The 16,951-nt window shown below is 57.4% G+C and carries 14 protein-coding genes; 6 read left to right on the top strand and 8 right to left on the bottom strand.

Features of this window, described 5'->3' with window-relative positions:
- Positions 1-55: 55 nt before the first annotated feature.
- Both OSH03_RS04865 and aqpZ read right to left on the bottom strand, forming a co-directional pair.
- A complete protein-coding gene (locus OSH03_RS04865; RefSeq protein ID WP_048960573.1) occupies positions 56-955 on the bottom strand; it encodes a LysO family transporter in 900 nt (299 codons plus the stop codon).
- Between the two features lie 175 nt (positions 956-1,130).
- Positions 1,131-1,826 carry an aquaporin Z gene (gene aqpZ, locus OSH03_RS04860; protein WP_028012545.1) on the bottom strand — a complete coding sequence of 232 codons (696 nt, stop codon included), beginning with the start codon at positions 1,824-1,826 and terminating at the stop codon, positions 1,131-1,133.
- A gap of 290 nt (positions 1,827-2,116) precedes the next feature.
- On the opposite strand from aqpZ, the gene OSH03_RS04855 reads away from it, so the two are divergent.
- On the top strand, positions 2,117-3,775 hold the full coding sequence (locus tag OSH03_RS04855; RefSeq protein WP_266178418.1) for an ATP-dependent endonuclease: 1,659 nt from the start codon (positions 2,117-2,119) through the stop codon (positions 3,773-3,775).
- Here OSH03_RS04855 and OSH03_RS04850 read toward each other — a convergent pair.
- Positions 3,772-4,728: a VirK/YbjX family protein gene (locus OSH03_RS04850; protein WP_266178417.1), complete on the bottom strand. Its 957-nt coding sequence runs from the start codon at positions 4,726-4,728 to the stop codon at positions 3,772-3,774. The two genes, OSH03_RS04855 and OSH03_RS04850, sit on opposite strands and share 4 nt — an antisense overlap.
- Before the next feature lie 159 nt (positions 4,729-4,887).
- Here OSH03_RS04850 and macA point away from each other — a divergent pair, with 159 nt between their 5' ends.
- Both macA and macB read left to right on the top strand, forming a co-directional pair.
- Positions 4,888-6,003: a macrolide transporter subunit MacA gene (gene macA / locus OSH03_RS04845; protein ID WP_061098716.1), complete on the top strand. Its 1,116-nt coding sequence runs from the start codon at positions 4,888-4,890 to the stop codon at positions 6,001-6,003.
- The gene (gene macB, locus OSH03_RS04840; RefSeq protein WP_266178416.1) at positions 6,000-7,940 is read left to right on the top strand and encodes a macrolide ABC transporter ATP-binding protein/permease MacB; all 1,941 of its coding nucleotides are present in this window, start codon (positions 6,000-6,002) and stop codon (positions 7,938-7,940) included. The genes macA and macB overlap by 4 nt, the downstream gene beginning before the upstream one ends.
- Before the next feature lie 70 nt (positions 7,941-8,010).
- Here macB and cspD read toward each other — a convergent pair whose 3' ends face one another.
- The gene (gene cspD / locus OSH03_RS04835; protein WP_006809408.1) at positions 8,011-8,232 is read right to left on the bottom strand and encodes a cold shock-like protein CspD; all 222 of its coding nucleotides are present in this window, start codon (positions 8,230-8,232) and stop codon (positions 8,011-8,013) included.
- A 267-nt stretch (positions 8,233-8,499) separates the two neighbouring features.
- Here cspD and clpS point away from each other — a divergent pair, with 267 nt between their 5' ends.
- From clpS to OSH03_RS04820, 3 genes are all read left to right on the top strand, one after another.
- Entirely contained in the window at positions 8,500-8,820 is a 321-nt protein-coding gene (gene clpS / locus OSH03_RS04830; RefSeq protein ID WP_006174393.1) for an ATP-dependent Clp protease adapter ClpS, read from the top strand.
- Positions 8,821-8,847: 27 nt separating this feature from the next.
- Complete coding sequence (gene clpA, locus OSH03_RS04825; RefSeq protein ID WP_028012550.1) at positions 8,848-11,127, top strand: ATP-dependent Clp protease ATP-binding subunit ClpA; 2,280 nt, start codon at positions 8,848-8,850, stop codon at positions 11,125-11,127.
- A 494-nt stretch (positions 11,128-11,621) separates the two neighbouring features.
- Entirely contained in the window at positions 11,622-12,068 is a 447-nt protein-coding gene (locus OSH03_RS04820) for a hypothetical protein (RefSeq protein WP_266178415.1), read from the top strand.
- 70 nt (positions 12,069-12,138) lie between these two features.
- Here the strand turns inward: OSH03_RS04820 and infA are convergent, their stop codons facing one another.
- From infA to cydD, 4 genes are all read right to left on the bottom strand, one after another.
- The gene (gene infA, locus OSH03_RS04815) at positions 12,139-12,357 is read right to left on the bottom strand and encodes a translation initiation factor IF-1 (protein ID WP_002211347.1); all 219 of its coding nucleotides are present in this window, start codon (positions 12,355-12,357) and stop codon (positions 12,139-12,141) included.
- A gap of 284 nt (positions 12,358-12,641) precedes the next feature.
- Positions 12,642-13,346: a leucyl/phenylalanyl-tRNA--protein transferase gene (gene aat / locus OSH03_RS04810; RefSeq protein WP_061098712.1), complete on the bottom strand. Its 705-nt coding sequence runs from the start codon at positions 13,344-13,346 to the stop codon at positions 12,642-12,644.
- 45 nt (positions 13,347-13,391) lie between these two features.
- The gene (gene cydC / locus OSH03_RS04805; RefSeq protein ID WP_266178414.1) at positions 13,392-15,113 is read right to left on the bottom strand and encodes a heme ABC transporter ATP-binding protein/permease CydC; all 1,722 of its coding nucleotides are present in this window, start codon (positions 15,111-15,113) and stop codon (positions 13,392-13,394) included.
- A complete protein-coding gene (cydD, locus tag OSH03_RS04800) occupies positions 15,113-16,879 on the bottom strand; it encodes a heme ABC transporter permease/ATP-binding protein CydD (RefSeq protein ID WP_266178413.1) in 1,767 nt (588 codons plus the stop codon). The genes cydC and cydD overlap by 1 nt, the downstream gene beginning before the upstream one ends.
- Positions 16,880-16,951: the final 72 nt, after the last annotated feature.

Here is a 16,951-nt window from a genome sequence, read left to right as displayed (position 1 = left end):
AGGGAGATTGATTTAGCGCAATTTTGGCGGCAGGCATCCTACCGCCATGGAGGTATCAGGCGGAGAAAAACGCCATCAGGACGGGAACCAGCAGACTTAAAATAAAGCCGTGTACGATGGCGGCGGGCACCATCTCCAGCCCGCCCGAACGCTGGAGGACCGGCAGGGTAAAGTCCATCGACGTCGCGCCGCACAGGCCCAGCGCCGTCGAGCGGCTGCGGCGAACCAGACCCGGGATCAGCATGATGGCAATCAGCTCTCGCGCCAGATCGTTAAAGAAGGCGGCGCTGCCGATCACCGGGCCGAAGGATTCGGTCAGCAGAATACCGGAGAGGGAGTACCAGCCAAACCCGGAGGCCATCGCCAGCCCGGTCTTCAGCGGCAGATCGAGAATAAAGGCATTAATCACGCCCGCCACCATTGAACTGGCGACAACCATAACGGCAACGATCATTCCCCGACGGTTAAGGACAATCTGTTTCAGCGTCATACCGTTATTTCGCAGCTGAATACCAATCAGGAACAGCAGGAAAATCAGGGTATATTCGCTGGCGTCCGTCGCGTGCTGTAAAAATGTCCATCCGGTAAGGCCCAGAAGAAATCCAAGCACCACGACGCCGCAGAGCTTTAATGATTCCAGCGCCATTGCAATTCGGGAGGGGAGCTTCTCCTGGTGATGATTATTTTTCCACGGAATAGTGCGTTCCAGCCAGAGCAGGGCAGCAATATTGCACAGCAAAATAACCACCACGGTGACCGCGGAATAATGCAGGATGGAAAGTAAATTCGTCGCCAGATTATCCAGGAAGGCCAGGCTTATCCCCATAAAGAACAGAATGACGTAAACAATCCAGCTGAGAAAACGGTTAATAAGCTTTAAGGCCGATTCATGACGCAGCGGAATAAGATAGCCCACAATCAGGGGCAGGAGAATAATGAGGAGTCCTGAAAACATGAACAGCCGGTCCTTTTATGTGTCTGTTAAGCGCCAGAGACACTACCCAATAAAGGCTGTAAGGTAAAGCTACAAAAAAGCCGGGTGGCGGCTACGCCTTACCCGGCCTACAAAGTGCACACTCACGTAGGTCGGGTAAGCTTTAGCGCCACCCGACATTACAGGCCGCACTTAATTAATCGCGTTTTTCCAGCAGAGTGCGGTACAGCACGCCGCCCAGAATACCGCCGACGATCGGCATCACCCAGAACAGCCACAGCTGCTCAAGCGCCCAGCCGCCCTGGAAAATGGCGACGGCGGTGCTGCGCGCCGGGTTAACGGAGGTGTTGGTCACCGGAATGGAGATCAGGTGGATCAGCGTCAGCGCCAGACCAATGGCAATGGGCGCGAAGCCTGCAGGCGCGTGTTTGTCGGTTGCACCGTGGATCACCAGCAGGAAGCCTGCGGTCAGCACAATTTCAATTACAATTGCAGAAAGCATGGAATAACCGCCCGGAGAGTGTTCACCGAAGCCGTTAGAGGCGAAGCCGCTGGCCGCCGCGTCAAAGCCCGCTTTACCGCTGGCAATGACGTACAGAACGCCTGCCGCAATAATACCGCCAACCACCTGCGCCACGATGTAGCCAATAACCTCTTTCGCCGGGAAACGCCCGCCCGCCCATAAGCCTAATGTCACCGCCGGGTTAAAATGACCGCCGGAAATATGCCCCACGGCGAAAGCCATGGTTAATACGGTTAAGCCAAATGCCAGCGCGACGCCGACAAAACCAATACCTAATTCCGGGAATGCTGCTGCCAGAACGGCGCTACCGCAGCCACCAAATACCAGCCAGAATGTACCAAAGCATTCTGCTGCCAATTTTCTAAACATAACCACCTCAAAATAATTTTCCACGCGTTTCCCGCGCGCGGGATATATCGCCATAAAGGGATGACGACTCAAAGAGCCCGTATTTTAGAAACCAACAACATCCCTTCGCCACTTAAATAAATTCGATTAATTTGATTTAAGGCAATGTGATGTCAATCCTTGTTCAAGTCAGCGGTAAATAGAGCATAGTTCAAATCTCGCAAGCGCGAATCTTCTGCTGTCGTGCCAGGGTTCCTGCCGCTATACTGCTGATAACTTAAAGGAAAAAGTGATCATTTCGCGGGGGATTTATGCTTCTCGAACGTGTGGAAATTGTCGGGTTTCGCGGTATTAACCGCCTGTCGCTACAGCTGGAGCAGAACAACGTCCTGATCGGCGAGAACGCGTGGGGCAAGTCCAGCCTGCTTGATGCGCTGACGCTGCTGCTCTCACCCGAAGACAAGCTGTATCACTTCGTCCACGATGATTTTTGGTTCCCGCCCGGCGATATCGCAGGCCGCGAGAAGCACCTGCATATCATCCTGACGTTCCGCGAATCCGAGCCCGGCCGTCACCGCGTGCGTCGCTTCCGCCCGCTATCGCCCTGCTGGGTGCCCTGCGACGACGGCTTCCACCGGATTTTCTATCGACTGGAAGGTGAGATGGCGGAAAGCGAGGGGGTGCTGACCCTGCGTGAATTCCTCGATGAGAAAGCCAACCCGATCCCGCTGGAGAATATCGACGATCTTGCGCGTCACCTTATCCGCCTTACGCCGGTGTTACGCCTGCGCGATGCGCGCTTTATGCGCCGTATTCGTAACGGCACCGTACCGAATATGCCGGAAGTGGAAGTCACCGCCCGCGAGCTGGATTTCCTGGCGCGAGAGCTGGTGTCGCGTCCGCAGAACCTCACCGATGGTCAGATTCGTCAGGGGCTGTCCGCGATGGTGCAGCTGCTGGAGCACTATTTTTCCGAGCAGGGCACGTCGGAGTCGCGCCATCGTCTGATGCGCCGTCGTTCTCATGATGAGCAGCGCAGCTGGCGCTATCTCGACATCATCAACCGGATGATCGACCGGCCCGGCGGGCGTACCCATCGGGTGATTTTGCTGGGGCTGTTTTCAACGCTTCTGCAGGCGAAGGGCACCGTCCGTCTTGACCGGGATGCCCGCCCGCTGCTGCTGGTGGAAGACCCGGAAACGCGCCTGCACCCCATCATGCTCTCCGTGGCGTGGCACCTGCTGAATCTGCTGCCGCTCCAGCGGATTACCACCACCAATTCCGGCGAGCTGCTATCGCTGACGCCGGTGGAGCACATCTGCCGTCTGGTGCGCGAGTCCTCCCGCGTATCCGCGTACCGCCTCGGGCCCGGCGGGATGAATGCCGAAGACGGGCGGCGTATCGCGTTTCACATTCGCTTTAATCGCGCCTCGTCGCTCTTCGCCCGCTGCTGGCTGCTGGTGGAGGGGGAAACGGAGACCTGGGTCATCAACGAACTGGCGCGCCAGTGCGGCCACCATTTTGATGCCGAAGGCATTAAGGTGATCGAATTTGCCCAGTCGGGATTAAAACCGCTGATAAAATTTGCCCGCCGAATGGGAATTGAATGGCATGTGCTGGTGGACGGCGACGAGGCGGGGAAAAAATATGCCTCAACCGTGCGCGGCCTGCTGAACAACGAGCGGGAAGAAGAGCGCGACCACTTAACGATGCTGCCCGCGATGGACATGGAGCATTTTATGTACCGTCAGGGCTTTGACGACGTGTTCCACCGCATTGCGATGGTGCCAATCGACGTCCCGATGAACATGCGCCGCGTGATCGCCAAAGCTATTCACCGCTCGTCAAAACCGGATTTAGCCATTGAAGTGGCGACGGAAGCGGGAAGGCGGGGCGTGGAGGCCGTTCCTACGCTGCTGCGGAAAATGTTCTCCCGCGTGCTGTGGCTGGCACGCGGGAGGGCGGATTAACGCCGGGTCGCCTGTTCCACCTGCTGAATCAGGCTATCCAGCAGCGCGTAGCGGCGGCGGTATTCGGCGCGTTTTTTGCTCGCGATCTCTTCTACGGGTTTACGCGGCATGGCAAGCGGCAGCATAAAGTGGCCGCTCTCCTGCTTTTCCCCACCGAGGGAACTCCAGAAGCCGTCGTAATCGGCCAGCAGTTTTCCCTCTTTTTTCTTGCGGTAGCGCCAGCTGCGATAAATATGGGTGGCGTTACTGACGGCAACAATCTGCGCGACCGGGAATGCGGCGCCGAACGTCATGGCGGCTTCAACCAGCAGGCGTTTCGGGAACAGCCCGTGGCAGGCCTTCGTCGCTTTCTGGATAAGCTCATGGGGAACATGCGCTTTCGCACCCTGTAAACCGCCGATGAACAGCGTCGATTTTCCTTCAAACTGGCAGAGCGTAAAGGTTAGCTCCGCCAGCACCGTATTCTGATCGTCGCAGAAGGTGAGGGTGGCCTCTCCCTCTTTATCCAGGAACGCATCGGCACACAGGCGGACGGTAAATTGCTGTTCATCTTTCCCGGTTAAGGTCAGCAGCGTAGTCCCCTGCGTCGAAAGATAGCCCTTCAGGAGCGTGGCCGGGAGCTGGCGGCTCATGGCCTGGTAGTGCCAGTTCAGGGATTCCAGCGCGTGCTGGCGATCCATCGTCACCGTCAGCCAGGGACGATGAAGCCGACACGGCAGACCGGGCTGCACCTGCAGCATCTGCATCAGACGCGGCTGCTTAGCGAGGTTCGTTAACAGGCGAGACGTGCTCACGGGCGTCGCCAGCGAACGCAGCATGAACTTACGGCGATAGGCGGGGTTCTGCCATGCAAGGCCGGGCGCGATCTTGCCGAACGCCAGGTTTTTGAAGAGCTGCCAGCCGGATGTCGGCTGCGTCAGGTTTGAAAGAGGTGTATCGACGATAGAAGACATGATAAATCCTGAGCCTTTTGGAATACCGCTATTTCAGCAGGGGAAATATCAACGTCTTGTAAACAAATTAGGGTGATTTCGGAGAACGGGGGTTTCGTTAAGGAGTCGTTTAGATAGAATCAACGTTTATTATTGCCAGAACATTTATTTGGAATATTTATGAACCTCAAGGGAAAACGCAGAACGCTGTTTCTGCTGCTGGCGCTGGTGATTGTAGCCGGTGGATTCTGGTTATGGCAGGTGCTTAACGCGCCTGTACCGCAGTACCAGACGCTGATCGTTCGCCCGGGCGAACTGCAGCAAAACGTCCTCGCGACGGGCAAGCTTGACGCGCTGCGCAAGGTTGACGTCGGCGCTCAGGTCAGCGGCCAGTTGAAAACGCTGTCGGTAGAGATTGGCGACAAGGTAAAAAAAGGCCAGCTGCTCGGCGTTATCGACCCTGAACAGGCCGAGAACCAGATCCGCGAAGTGGAAGCGACGCTGATGGAGCTGCGCGCGCAGCGTGCGCAGGCGCAGGCAGAGCGTAACCTGGCGCAGGTGACGCTGACCCGCCAGCAGGCCCTGGCGAAAACCCAGGCTATTTCAAAGCAGGATTTAGACACCGCCGCGACTGAACTGGCGGTGAAACAGGCGCAGATTGGTACGATTGACGCGCAAATCAAGCGTAATCAGGCCTCGCTGGATACGGCGAAAACCAATCTTGATTACACAAAGATCGTCGCGCCGATGGCCGGGGAAGTGACGCAAATTACCACCCTGCAGGGCCAGACGGTAATTGCCGCCCAGCAGGCGCCAAACATTCTGACCCTGGCGGACATGAGCACCATGCTGGTGAAGGCCCAGGTCTCCGAGGCGGACGTGATCCATCTTAAGCCGGGGCAGAACGCCTGGTTTACCGTACTCGGCGATCCGCAGACCCGCTACGAAGGCGTGCTGAAAGACATTCTGCCGACGCCGGAAAAGGTTAACGACGCCATTTTCTACTATGCCCGTTTTGAAGTGCCAAACCCGAAGGGCGTGCTGCGCCTGGACATGACCGCCCAGGTGCACATCCAGCTGACCGGCGTGAAGAACGTGCTGACCGTTCCGCTCTCCGCGCTGGGTGAATCCGCCGGGGACAATCGCTACAAGGTGAAAGTGCTGCGCAACGGCGAAACGCGCGAGCGCGAGGTGGTGATTGGCGCGCGCAACGACACCGACGTGGTGGTGGTAAAAGGGCTGGAAGAGGGCGAGGAGGTTGTTGTCAGCGAAAGCCTGCCCGGAGCCGCTAAATGACCGCGCTGCTTGAGCTGAACGACATTCGTCGCAGCTATCCGTCCGGCGACGGCCCGGTGGAGGTGCTGAAGGGCATCTCCCTGCGCGTGGAGGCGGGTGAGATGGTGGCGATCGTCGGCGCGTCGGGGTCTGGTAAATCGACGCTGATGAACATTCTCGGCTGTCTGGATAAGCCCACCAGCGGCACGTACCGCGTGGCCGGGACGGACGTCTCGACGCTGGACGGCGACGCCCTGGCGAAGCTGCGCCGGGAACACTTTGGCTTTATCTTCCAGCGTTACCATCTGCTCTCGCACCTGAGTGCGGCCCAGAACGTGGAGGTTCCCGCGGTGTATGCGGGCGTCGAGCGGAAGAAACGCCTTGAGCGCGCGAAGGCGCTGTTAACGCGACTGGGGCTGGCGGAGAGGGTGGAGTACCAGCCGTCGCAGCTTTCCGGCGGCCAGCAGCAGCGCGTGAGTATCGCCCGCGCGCTGATGAACGGCGGGCAGGTGATCCTCGCGGATGAACCGACCGGGGCGCTCGACAGCCACTCCGGCGAAGAGGTGATGGCAATCCTGCACCAGCTGCGCGACCAGGGGCACACGGTGATTATCGTTACCCACGATCCGCAGGTGGCGGCGCAGGCCGAACGGATTATTGAGATCCGCGACGGCGAGCTGGTGAGCAACCCGCCGCCGCGCGAGTCCAGAAAGGCGGCACCGAAGGAAGCGCTGCCAGCGTCGACCGGCTGGGCGCAGTTCTCCAGCGGCTTTCGTGAAGCGCTGACCATGGCCTGGCTGGCGATGGCGGCCAATAAAATGCGCACTCTGCTCACCATGCTCGGCATCATTATCGGTATCGCCTCGGTGGTGTCGATTGTGGTGGTGGGCGATGCGGCCAAGCAGCTGGTGCTGGCGGATATTCGCGCCATCGGGACGAACACCATTGACGTCTATCCCGGCAAAGACTTCGGCGACGACGAGCCGCAGTATCAGCAGGCGCTCAAGTATGACGATCTGGCGGCCATCCAGAAGCAGCCGTGGGTGAACTCCGCCACGCCTGCGGTCTCGCAAAACCTGCGTCTGCGCTACGGCAACATCGACGTAGCGGCCAGCGCCAACGGCGTGAGCGGCGACTACTTCAACGTCTACGGCATGACCTTCAGCGAAGGCGCCACCTTCAACGCCGAACAGCTGGCGGGGAGGGCGCAGGTGGTGGTGCTGGACGCCAACTCGCGCAGGCAGCTTTTCCCCAATAAAGCGAACGTGGTGGGGGAAGTGATCCTCGTCGGCAACATGCCTGCCACGGTTATCGGGGTGGCGGAAGAGAAGCAGTCGATGTTCGGCAGCAGCAAGATCCTGCGCGTCTGGCTGCCGTATACCACCATCTCCGGGCGGATTATGGGCCAGTCCTGGCTTAACTCCATCACCGTGCGCGTGAAGGAGGGCTATGACAGCACGCTGGCGGAACAGCAGCTGGAGCGGCTGTTAACGTTGCGCCACGGGAAGAAGGATTTCTTCACCTGGAACATGGACGGCCTCTTGAAAACGGCGGAAAAGACCACACGTACTCTTCAGCTGTTCCTGACCCTAGTGGCGGTGATCTCGCTGGTTGTCGGCGGTATCGGGGTGATGAATATCATGCTGGTGTCGGTAACTGAACGCACCCGGGAGATTGGCATCCGCATGGCGGTCGGGGCCAGGGCCAGCGACGTGCTTCAGCAGTTTTTAATTGAAGCGGTGCTGGTATGCCTGGTGGGCGGCGCGATGGGCATTGCGCTCTCGATGATGATTGCCTTTGCGCTCCAGCTCTTTTTACCCGGCTGGGAGATTGGCTTCTCGCCGATGGCAATACTCACCGCGTTTTTGTGTTCCACCTTTACCGGGATTTTGTTTGGCTGGCTGCCTGCGCGCAACGCGGCGCGGCTGGATCCGGTGGACGCGCTGGCTCGGGAATAACCCGAAAATAAAAATGCCAGCCGATCGGGCTGGCATTTTGACTGCGTGATGTACACAATAAAACAGAGAGCTATGCAACCGTTTCTGCTTCAACGGGTACGATTAGGCTTGCATGATTGCCTTTTGGTCCCTGGTGTACATCGAACCGGACGGACTGCCCGGCTTTGAGCGTCCTGTAACCATCCATCTGAATGGTGGAATAGTGAGCGAAGATATCTTCGCCGCCGCCTTCGGGGCAGATGAAGCCAAACCCCTTGGCGTTGTTGAACCACTTAACAGTACCCATTTCCATGCTTCGACATCCTTCGTAAATCTTATAAATTAAGATGGAATGAACCGGTGGTGGAGTGGGGGCTGTTCAAAACCTCGCCATCTCACGCTTGTACAATTTAGATAAACGAAAGACGTCGTCAAGCGTTTGGCGCTGGAGTTGGGACAATAATCAACCAAAGTTTGAAGCAGTTAACGCTATTGCAACAGTTTGTGACAGACATCGCGGATGACAGTAATAGATGATTGTTATCTAACATCTGAGGTAGATTCAAAGTGGTTATGCAAAATGGGTAAGACCAACGACTGGCTGGATTTTGACCAGCTGGCGGAAGACAAAGTGCGTGACGCGCTAAAACCGCCATCTATGTATAAAGTTATGTTAATGAACGATGATTACACGCCGATGGAATTTGTTATTGACGTGCTACAAAAGTTCTTTTCTTATGATGTAGAACGTGCAACGCAACTGATGCTTACCGTTCATTATCGTGGCAAAGCTATCTGCGGCATTTTTACCGCCGAGGTGGCGGAAACCAAAGTGGCGATGGTGAACGACTATGCGAGGGAGAACGAGCATCCGTTGCTGTGTACGCTGGAAAAGGCCTGATAAGGCATAAAATTGGGGGAGGTGCCTATGCTCAATCAAGAACTGGAACTCAGTTTAAACATGGCTTTCGCCAGAGCGCGTGAGCACCGACATGAGTTTATGACCGTCGAGCATTTACTGCTCGCACTGCTTAGCAACCCATCTGCCCGCGAAGCGCTGGAAGCCTGCTCCGTGGATCTGGTGGCGCTGCGTCAGGAACTCGAAGCCTTCATCGAACAAACCACACCGGTGCTGCCGGCCAGTGAAGAGGAGCGCGACACGCAGCCGACGCTCAGCTTCCAGCGCGTGCTGCAGCGCGCGGTATTTCACGTCCAGTCTTCCGGACGTAGCGAAGTGACTGGCGCAAACGTCTTAGTCGCCATCTTCAGCGAGCAGGAGTCACAGGCTGCCTATCTGCTGCGCAAACATGAAGTCAGCCGCCTCGACGTGGTTAACTTTATTTCTCACGGAACGCGCAAAGACGAGCCTAACCAGGCATCGGATTCCAGCAATCAGGTCAATAACAATGAAGAGCAAGCAGGCGGGGAGGATCGTATGGAAAACTTCACCACCAACCTTAATCAGCTTGCTCGCGTTGGCGGCATCGACCCGCTGATTGGCCGCGATAAAGAGCTGGAGCGTGCGATTCAGGTGCTGTGCCGTCGCCGCAAGAACAACCCGCTGCTGGTGGGTGAGTCCGGCGTGGGTAAAACCGCGATTGCCGAAGGTCTTGCCTGGCGCATTGTGCAGGGTGACGTGCCGGAAGTGATTGCCGACTGCACTATCTACTCGCTGGATATCGGCTCGCTGCTGGCGGGCACGAAATACCGCGGTGATTTTGAAAAACGTTTCAAGGCGCTGTTAAAACAGCTGGAGCAGGACACCAACAGCATCCTGTTTATCGATGAGATCCACACCATCATCGGTGCAGGTGCGGCTTCCGGCGGCCAGGTGGATGCGGCAAACCTGATCAAACCGCTGCTCTCCAGCGGCAAGATCCGCGTGATGGGCTCCACGACGTATCAGGAGTTCAGCAACATCTTTGAGAAAGACCGCGCGCTGGCGCGTCGCTTCCAGAAAATCGACGTGACCGAGCCGTCCGTTGACGAAACGGTGCAGATCATCAACGGCCTGAAAACTAAGTATGAAGCGCACCACGACGTGCGTTATACCGCGAAAGCGGTACGTGCGGCGGTGGAGCTGGCGGTGAAATACATCAACGACCGTCATCTGCCGGATAAGGCGATTGACGTGATTGATGAGGCAGGGGCGCGTGCGCGTCTGATGCCGGCCAGCAAGCGTAAGAAAACCGTTAACGTGGCGGATATTGAGTCCGTGGTGGCCCGCATCGCGCGTATCCCTGAGAAGAGCGTTTCTCAGAGCGACCGCGACACGCTGCGCACCCTCGGCAACCGCCTGAAAATGCTGGTCTTTGGTCAGGATAAAGCCATTGAGGCCTTAACCGAAGCGATCAAGATGGCCCGTGCCGGACTGGGGCATGACCACAAGCCTGTCGGTTCCTTCCTGTTCGCTGGCCCGACCGGCGTGGGGAAAACCGAGGTGACGGTTCAGCTCTCCAAAGCGCTGGGCATTGAGCTGCTGCGCTTTGATATGTCCGAGTATATGGAGCGTCACACCGTCAGCCGTTTGATTGGTGCGCCTCCGGGCTACGTGGGCTTTGACCAGGGCGGCCTGCTTACCGACGCGGTGATTAAGCATCCGCACGCGGTACTGCTGCTCGATGAAATCGAGAAAGCGCACCCGGACGTGTTCAACATCCTCTTGCAGGTGATGGACAACGGGACGCTGACCGACAACAACGGGCGCAAGGCGGACTTCCGCAACGTGGTGCTGGTGATGACCACCAACGCCGGTGTGCGTGAAACCGAGCGTAAATCCATCGGCCTGATCCACCAGGATAACAGCACCGATGCGATGGAGGAGATCAAGAAGATCTTCACGCCGGAGTTCCGTAACCGTCTGGACAACATTATCTGGTTCGATCACCTGTCTACCGAGGTGATCCATCAGGTGGTGGACAAGTTTATCGTCGAGCTGCAGGTTCAGCTGGATCAGAAAGGCGTGTCGCTGGAAGTGAGCCAGGAGGCCCGCAACTGGCTGGCCGAGAAAGGCTACGACCGCGCAATGGGTGCTCGTCCGATGGCGCGCGTGATTCAGGACAACCTGAAGAAACCGCTGGCGAACGAGCTGCTGTTTGGCTCGCTGGTGGACGGCGGCCAGGTCACCGTGGCGCTGGACCAGGCGAAGAACGAGCTGACGTACGATTTCCAGAGTGCGGCGAAGCACAAGCCGGAAGCGGCTCACTGAGTTGTTTTAGTTCAAAAGCCGGGTTTTTAACCCGGCTTTTTTGTGCCTGCTTTTCTCCCTCTCCCCGTGGGCTGAGGGTTCCCCACAAATTAATGCGAGCAGTGAACAATCCCCTCGCCCCTTTGGGGAGAGGGTTAGGGTGAGGGGAACAGGCCGCAGAGGAATTTTGCGAGGCGCTTTCCAGTTTCTTTCGAAGTTTGTTGCTGGATAAATCCACAGTAATAAAATGGCGGCGCACCTGCAAAATCAGGTGCCGGGATTGGCGTCCTGAATACACACGAGAAATGATGTTGATACGTCAACTATCATCAGGTTCGTTCACACTTTTGAAAGCTAGCGATATAATCCGCAGACTCAATTATGGTGGGCTGAACCGGGGCTTCTTTTGAAGCGCCGATTTTCCCGTGTGGGTCGGTACGCCAAACCGGTTCAGTCTGCCACCTGAGTTGGCGTTCGGGTGGAGATCTCATTATTTCACACGGAGTCATAATCAAATGGAACATAACAATCTTTCTCTGCTTTACAGCGAACTCTCCCTCAACCCCGATCTCCCAACCCTCGCAGAGCGCTGCAAACTGCTCACCGAAATCCTCCTCGACTGCAAATCACTCCCACAAACGCAGCCCGTTTGCCGTTGTCTCGGAGCTTACCTGGAAGAGGTGAAATCCGGCCTCACGGAATCAATGCGTGATTTTCAGGTGGTGGAATTTGAGGACGAAGCGGAACAACCGCGACAAAAAGAGTGGCTGCTGGAAGATACAGAAACGAAATGCGACTACTGCCGGGCGTTAAACCACGTGCTGCTGGTTTCGCATTTTGACCGCGATATGCTGCCGCACCTGACGGGGCTACTTCATGACATGGCTCATTCTATGGCGGAGGATTTAATCACTCCTGTACAGCCGTGGACCACAATACATCTACCGGTACAGCCGCACTAAGCCATAAATAAAAAAGGCCGGGATAATCCCGACCTTTTAAATATTCATCTGCCATTACAGGCGAAAACAATTAGCGACTACGGAAGACAATGCGGCCTTTGCTCAGGTCGTACGGGGTCAGTTCAACAGTCACTTTGTCGCCCGTCAAAATGCGGATGTAGTTTTTGCGCATTTTACCGGAGATGTGCGCAGTTACCACGTGACCGTTTTCCAGCTCTACGCGAAACATGGTATTAGGCAACGTATCAAGTACGGTACCCTGCATTTCAATATTGTCTTCTTTGGCCATCTAATCCTCTGGGGTATCACTACCAAGTTTTGAACCGGCAAGATAATGCCGAAATTCATCAATTAAGTAAAGAATTGCGCGATTAAAACGCAGCAAAACAGTTTCGGCGCATTGCCCAAGCGTCACGGTACAACCGAACAGGAAGCGCATTCGTAAAGGGGAGACGACAGGATAAACGTCAGGACGTTATCTGAAGCGAGGGTCCCAAACGGCGGCGGGGCAACAGGCAGAAGCTACTCTGCGGCATAATTATAACACCCTCACAAAAAATATGCGGAAAACATTTAAGCATTGGGCATAAAGAGCGTCCTGGGGATCCAGAAGTCGCGCGGGAGCTTCTCCTGACGGCAGGCGTCCAGATGCTCAATATACTGTCGACGCGGTATGTCAACTGCACCGAGAGAGGCCGTGTGCTCATTGAGCACCTGGCAATCTATCAGGCGTCCACCGCGTTGGGCAAAGGCCTGGCAGAAGACCAGCAGCGCGGTTTTCGAGGCGTTGACCGCACGGGAGAACATCGACTCGCCGCAAAACAGCGTCCCTTGCGCCACGCCGTACATGCCGCCAACCAGTTCCCCGTTTTCCCAAACCTCAATGGAGTGGGCGTAGCCAAGCTCATGGAGCTGGTGATAGGCGTTGACGATATCGCGGGTGATCCACGTCCCTTCGTGGCGATCTTCGGCACAGCCTTCGATCACCTGCCCAAAGGCGTGATTCAGCGTTACGCGGTATGGTGATTTTGCATGGAATCGCTTCATGCTGCGGCTCAGATGGAACTGCTCTGGCCACAGCACGGCGCGCGGGTCGGGAGACCACCATAAAATCGGGTCGCCGGGAGAAAACCACGGGAAAATGCCGCGCTGGTACGCCATTAATAGCCGCGCAGGGCTAAGGTCACCGCCAAGGGCCAGCAGCCCGTTGGGCTCACGCAGCGCTCCCTCCGGCGAAGGGAACGCGATGTTATGACGAGAAAGCTGGACCAGGCGCATGACAGCAAAACTCCAGTACGCGAGTGAGGACGCTACAAATATAGTCTACAGACGCTGTTTGAACTGATAGTAGCGACCCTGTTTCGCCAACAGCTCTGCGTGACTACCTTGCTCAATAATGTGCCCGTTGTCCATCACAATTATCCGATCAAAACTTGCCAGCCCGCGCAGGCGGTGCGTCACCATCAGAACGGTTTTTCCTGTCATGACGTTCGCCAGCAAATCAAGGATTTGACTCTCGGTTGTCGCATCAAGCCCTTCTGTAGGTTCGTCGAGCAACATCAGCGGCGCATCATGCAGCAGCGCGCGCGCAATGGCCAGACGGCGTAGCTCGCCGCCGGAAAGCTGACGACCGCCTTCACCCAACCAGCTGTTGAGCCCTTCGTCCTCAAGCAGCTTGTGCAGTCCGACCTGCTCCAGTACGGCGCGAAGATCATCGTCCGAAGCCTCTGGCGCGGCCAGCAGCAGGTTATCGCGCAGGGTTGCGCTAAACAGATGCACGCGCTGGGGAACGACGCTCACGGTCTTGCGCAGGGCCTGCTCGCTGAAATCAGTCAGCAACGTGTTATTAAAACGAATCTGACCGTGCTGTGGATCCCAGGCGCGCGTCAGCAGCTGCAGCAGTGTCGACTTACCGCAGCCGGTACGGCCGAGGATCGCAATCCGCTGCCCTGCATTAATGGAAAGGTTGATACCGTCCAGCGCGTTCTGCGCCTGCTTGTCATAGGCGAAAGTCACGTTATCAAGCGTCAGCGCCACCTGCTCAGGCACGGCGGTCTGCCCGGCGCTGAACGTGACTTCAGGCTCCTGTTCGGCAATCTGGGTGATGCGCAGGGCAGAGGCGATCACCTGTCCAAGATGCTGGAAGGCGCCCGTCACCGGGGCCAATGCCTCAAAAGCGGCCAGCGCGCAGAAAACGAAGAGGGCAATAAGAGGGCCTGGCTGGGTGTTGCCGCCAATCCCGCCGGATGCCAGCCACAGCATGGCGATCACCGCCACGCCGCCGATTAACACCATCAGCGCCTGCGAGAAGGCCGTCAGTTCTGACTGGCGGCGCTGGGCCTCATGCCAGTTCAGCTCCGTACTTTCCATTCGGGCACGGTAGCGCTTGCTGGCACCAAAAATGGTCAGCTCTGCCTGGCCCTGAAGCCAGGAGGTCAGCTGCTGGCGGTAATCCCCGCGCAGCCGCGTCAGGTTTTCCCCGGTGGATTTCCCGGCGCGGTAAAACAGCGGCGGCAGAATAAGGAGCGTCAGCAGCATGATCCCGCCGAGCGTCAGCGCAACGGGAACATCCAGAACGGACAGCCCCAGCGTGACCACTACAATCACCACAAACGCGCCCACTATCGGGGAGATCACCCGCAGGTAAAGGTGGTCCAGCGTGTCGACATCCGCAACGACACGGTTAAGTAATTCACCCTGACGAAAACGCGCCAGCCCGGCAGGGGAGAGGGGCAGCAGTTTGCTGAAGGTGTAAATGCGCAGGTGCTGCAGGACGCGGAACGTCGCGTCGTGGCTGACCAGCCGCTCGAAATAACGTCCGGCAGTACGGGTAATGGCGGTACCCCGCACGCCTGCCGCCGGCAGCATATAGTTAAAGCTGTATAATCCGGCAAACCCGGCAACGGCGGAGGCCGACAGGAACCAGCCGGAAAGCGTGAGCAGGCCGATGCTGGCGAGCAGCGTTACAATCGCCAGCACGATCCCCAGCGTCAGCATCCATTTGTGGCGTTTATAGAGCGCAAGATAAGGCAGCAGAGCACGCATCAGATGTCCTCCTGACGGTTCGCCAGCAGGGCGGCGAACGGCCCCTGCGCGGCAACGAGAGCGGCGTAATCGCCTTGCTCAACAATACGGCCGTTCTCCATCACCCAGATCTCGTCCCAGTCAGCAAGGCCTTCCAGCTGATGGGTGACCATCAGGGTGGTTTGCTGCAAGGAAGCGGCGTTCAGGGCCGCCATGACGCGCTGCTCGCTGTGTGAATCCAGGCTGGCTGCGGGCTCATCCAGCAGCATCAGCTGGCACGGGTTCAGCAGCGCACGGGCGACGGCCACGCGCTGTGCCTGGCCGACAGACAGACCGGCAGACTGATCGCCTACCACGGTATCGACACCCTGCGGGAGCAGCGGCAGAAATTCACTGACCCACGCGCGGTCGAGAACGGACTGCAGTTCATCTTCACGGGCATCCGGGCGCGCCAGGAGCACGTTTTCACGCAGCGTGGAAGCAGGAAGCTGCGGGTTTTGTCCGACCCAACTGAGCTGCTTACGCCAGGCGTCGGGATCGAGATTACGCAGTTCAGCTTTGTTTATCCGCAGCGAACCGGTGTAGGCCATAAAACCGGATAACGCATTCAGCAGTGAACTCTTCCCGGAACCGCTGGTGCCGACCAGCACCACGCGTTTTCCGGCTGGCAGGGTAAAGTTCAGCGGACCTGCGAGCACTTTGCCTTCAGGTGACAGAATGGAAAAGTCCTGCGCTTCAATGGTCACGGGGTCTTTAGCATTCAGCGTCACGTCACCGCGCTCCGGGTGCGCCAGCGGCGTCTCCAGGAAGGTTTTCAGGCTGTCGGCCGCGCCAACGGCCTGCGCTTTGGCATGATAGAAGGTCCCCAGGTCGCGAAGCGGCTGGAAAAACTCCGGGGCCAGGATAAGCGCGAGGAAACCGGCAGAGAGGGTGACTGCCGTGCCGTAGTGGCCGAAATCCAGCGCGCCGAGATAGGAGAAACCGAAATAAACCGCCACGAGGGCAATCGACAGCGAGGTAAAGAATTCCAGCACGCCGGACGAGAGGAACGCCAGGCGTAACACTTCCATCGTGCGCTGGCGGAAGTCCTGTGATGCCAGGCGAATATTCTCGGTTTCCGCTTCACCGCGACCAAAAATACGCAGGGTTTCCATCCCGCGCAGACGATCGAGGAAATGTCCGCTCAGCCGGCCCAGCGCCAGGAAGTTGCGGCGGTTGGCATCAGCCGCACCCATGCCGACCATCGCCATAAACAGCGGGATCAGCGGGGCAGTGCCCAGCAGGATCAATGCCGCCACCCAGTTAACGGGGAAAATGGCGATAACAATCAACAGCGGCACAAAGACCGCCAGCGCCATCTGCGGAAGATAGCGCGCGTAGTAATCGTGCATATCGTCGATCTGCTCAAGGATCAGCGTCGCCCAGCTTCCGGCGGGTTTACCCTGGATCCACGCGGGCCCGGCTTCCTGCAGGCGATCGAGCACCTGACGACGGATCTCGTAGCGGATATGCTGTCCGGCGTGGAAGCCGACACGTTCACGCAGCCACACCACCCAGGCGCGCAGGACAAAAACCAGGATCAGAACAATAAAAGGCAGCAGGAGCGCTTCGCGGGGAATGTTCTCCATGATCATGTGATTAAGAATGCGGGCCAGCAACCATGCCTGGGCAACAATCAACAGACCGCTAACGAACCCCAGAAGACGGGAGATCGTAAGCCAGCGGCGGGAAATAACGCTTTGCTGTTTCAGCCAGCGTGTTAACTCTTGTTGACGGGTTTTTTCCATTGCGTATTTTGCAGGTGACGTTATAAGAAATTAGACATCTGCATGTTACACGCGAGCAAAAATAAAGGCGAC

This window comes from Enterobacter nematophilus (assembly GCF_026344075.1).
Taxonomy (GTDB): Bacteria; Pseudomonadota; Gammaproteobacteria; order Enterobacterales; family Enterobacteriaceae; genus Enterobacter; species Enterobacter nematophilus.
Note: the sequence above shows the minus strand (reverse complement) of the source record. Positions and strands in the feature narration are given on the sequence as shown.

Bases quoted from the DNA above. Each gene is read 5' to 3' on its own strand.
- OSH03_RS04865 (WP_048960573.1), bottom strand. From the start codon at position 955: ATGTTTTCAGGACTCCTCATTATTCTCCTGCCCCTGATTGTGGGCTAT.
- aqpZ (WP_028012545.1), bottom strand. From the start codon at position 1,826: ATGTTTAGAAAATTGGCAGCAGAATGCTTTGGTACATTCTGGCTGGTA.
- OSH03_RS04855 (WP_266178418.1), top strand. From the start codon at position 2,117: ATGCTTCTCGAACGTGTGGAAATTGTCGGGTTTCGCGGTATTAACCGC.
- OSH03_RS04850 (WP_266178417.1), bottom strand. From the start codon at position 4,728: ATGTCTTCTATCGTCGATACACCTCTTTCAAACCTGACGCAGCCGACA.
- macA (WP_061098716.1), top strand. From the start codon at position 4,888: ATGAACCTCAAGGGAAAACGCAGAACGCTGTTTCTGCTGCTGGCGCTG.
- macB (WP_266178416.1), top strand. From the start codon at position 6,000: ATGACCGCGCTGCTTGAGCTGAACGACATTCGTCGCAGCTATCCGTCC.
- cspD (WP_006809408.1), bottom strand. From the start codon at position 8,232: ATGGAAATGGGTACTGTTAAGTGGTTCAACAACGCCAAGGGGTTTGGC.
- clpS (WP_006174393.1), top strand. From the start codon at position 8,500: ATGGGTAAGACCAACGACTGGCTGGATTTTGACCAGCTGGCGGAAGAC.
- clpA (WP_028012550.1), top strand. From the start codon at position 8,848: ATGCTCAATCAAGAACTGGAACTCAGTTTAAACATGGCTTTCGCCAGA.
- OSH03_RS04820 (WP_266178415.1), top strand. From the start codon at position 11,622: ATGGAACATAACAATCTTTCTCTGCTTTACAGCGAACTCTCCCTCAAC.
- infA (WP_002211347.1), bottom strand. From the start codon at position 12,357: ATGGCCAAAGAAGACAATATTGAAATGCAGGGTACCGTACTTGATACG.
- aat (WP_061098712.1), bottom strand. From the start codon at position 13,346: ATGCGCCTGGTCCAGCTTTCTCGTCATAACATCGCGTTCCCTTCGCCG.
- cydC (WP_266178414.1), bottom strand. From the start codon at position 15,113: ATGCGTGCTCTGCTGCCTTATCTTGCGCTCTATAAACGCCACAAATGG.
- cydD (WP_266178413.1), bottom strand. From the start codon at position 16,879: ATGGAAAAAACCCGTCAACAAGAGTTAACACGCTGGCTGAAACAGCAA.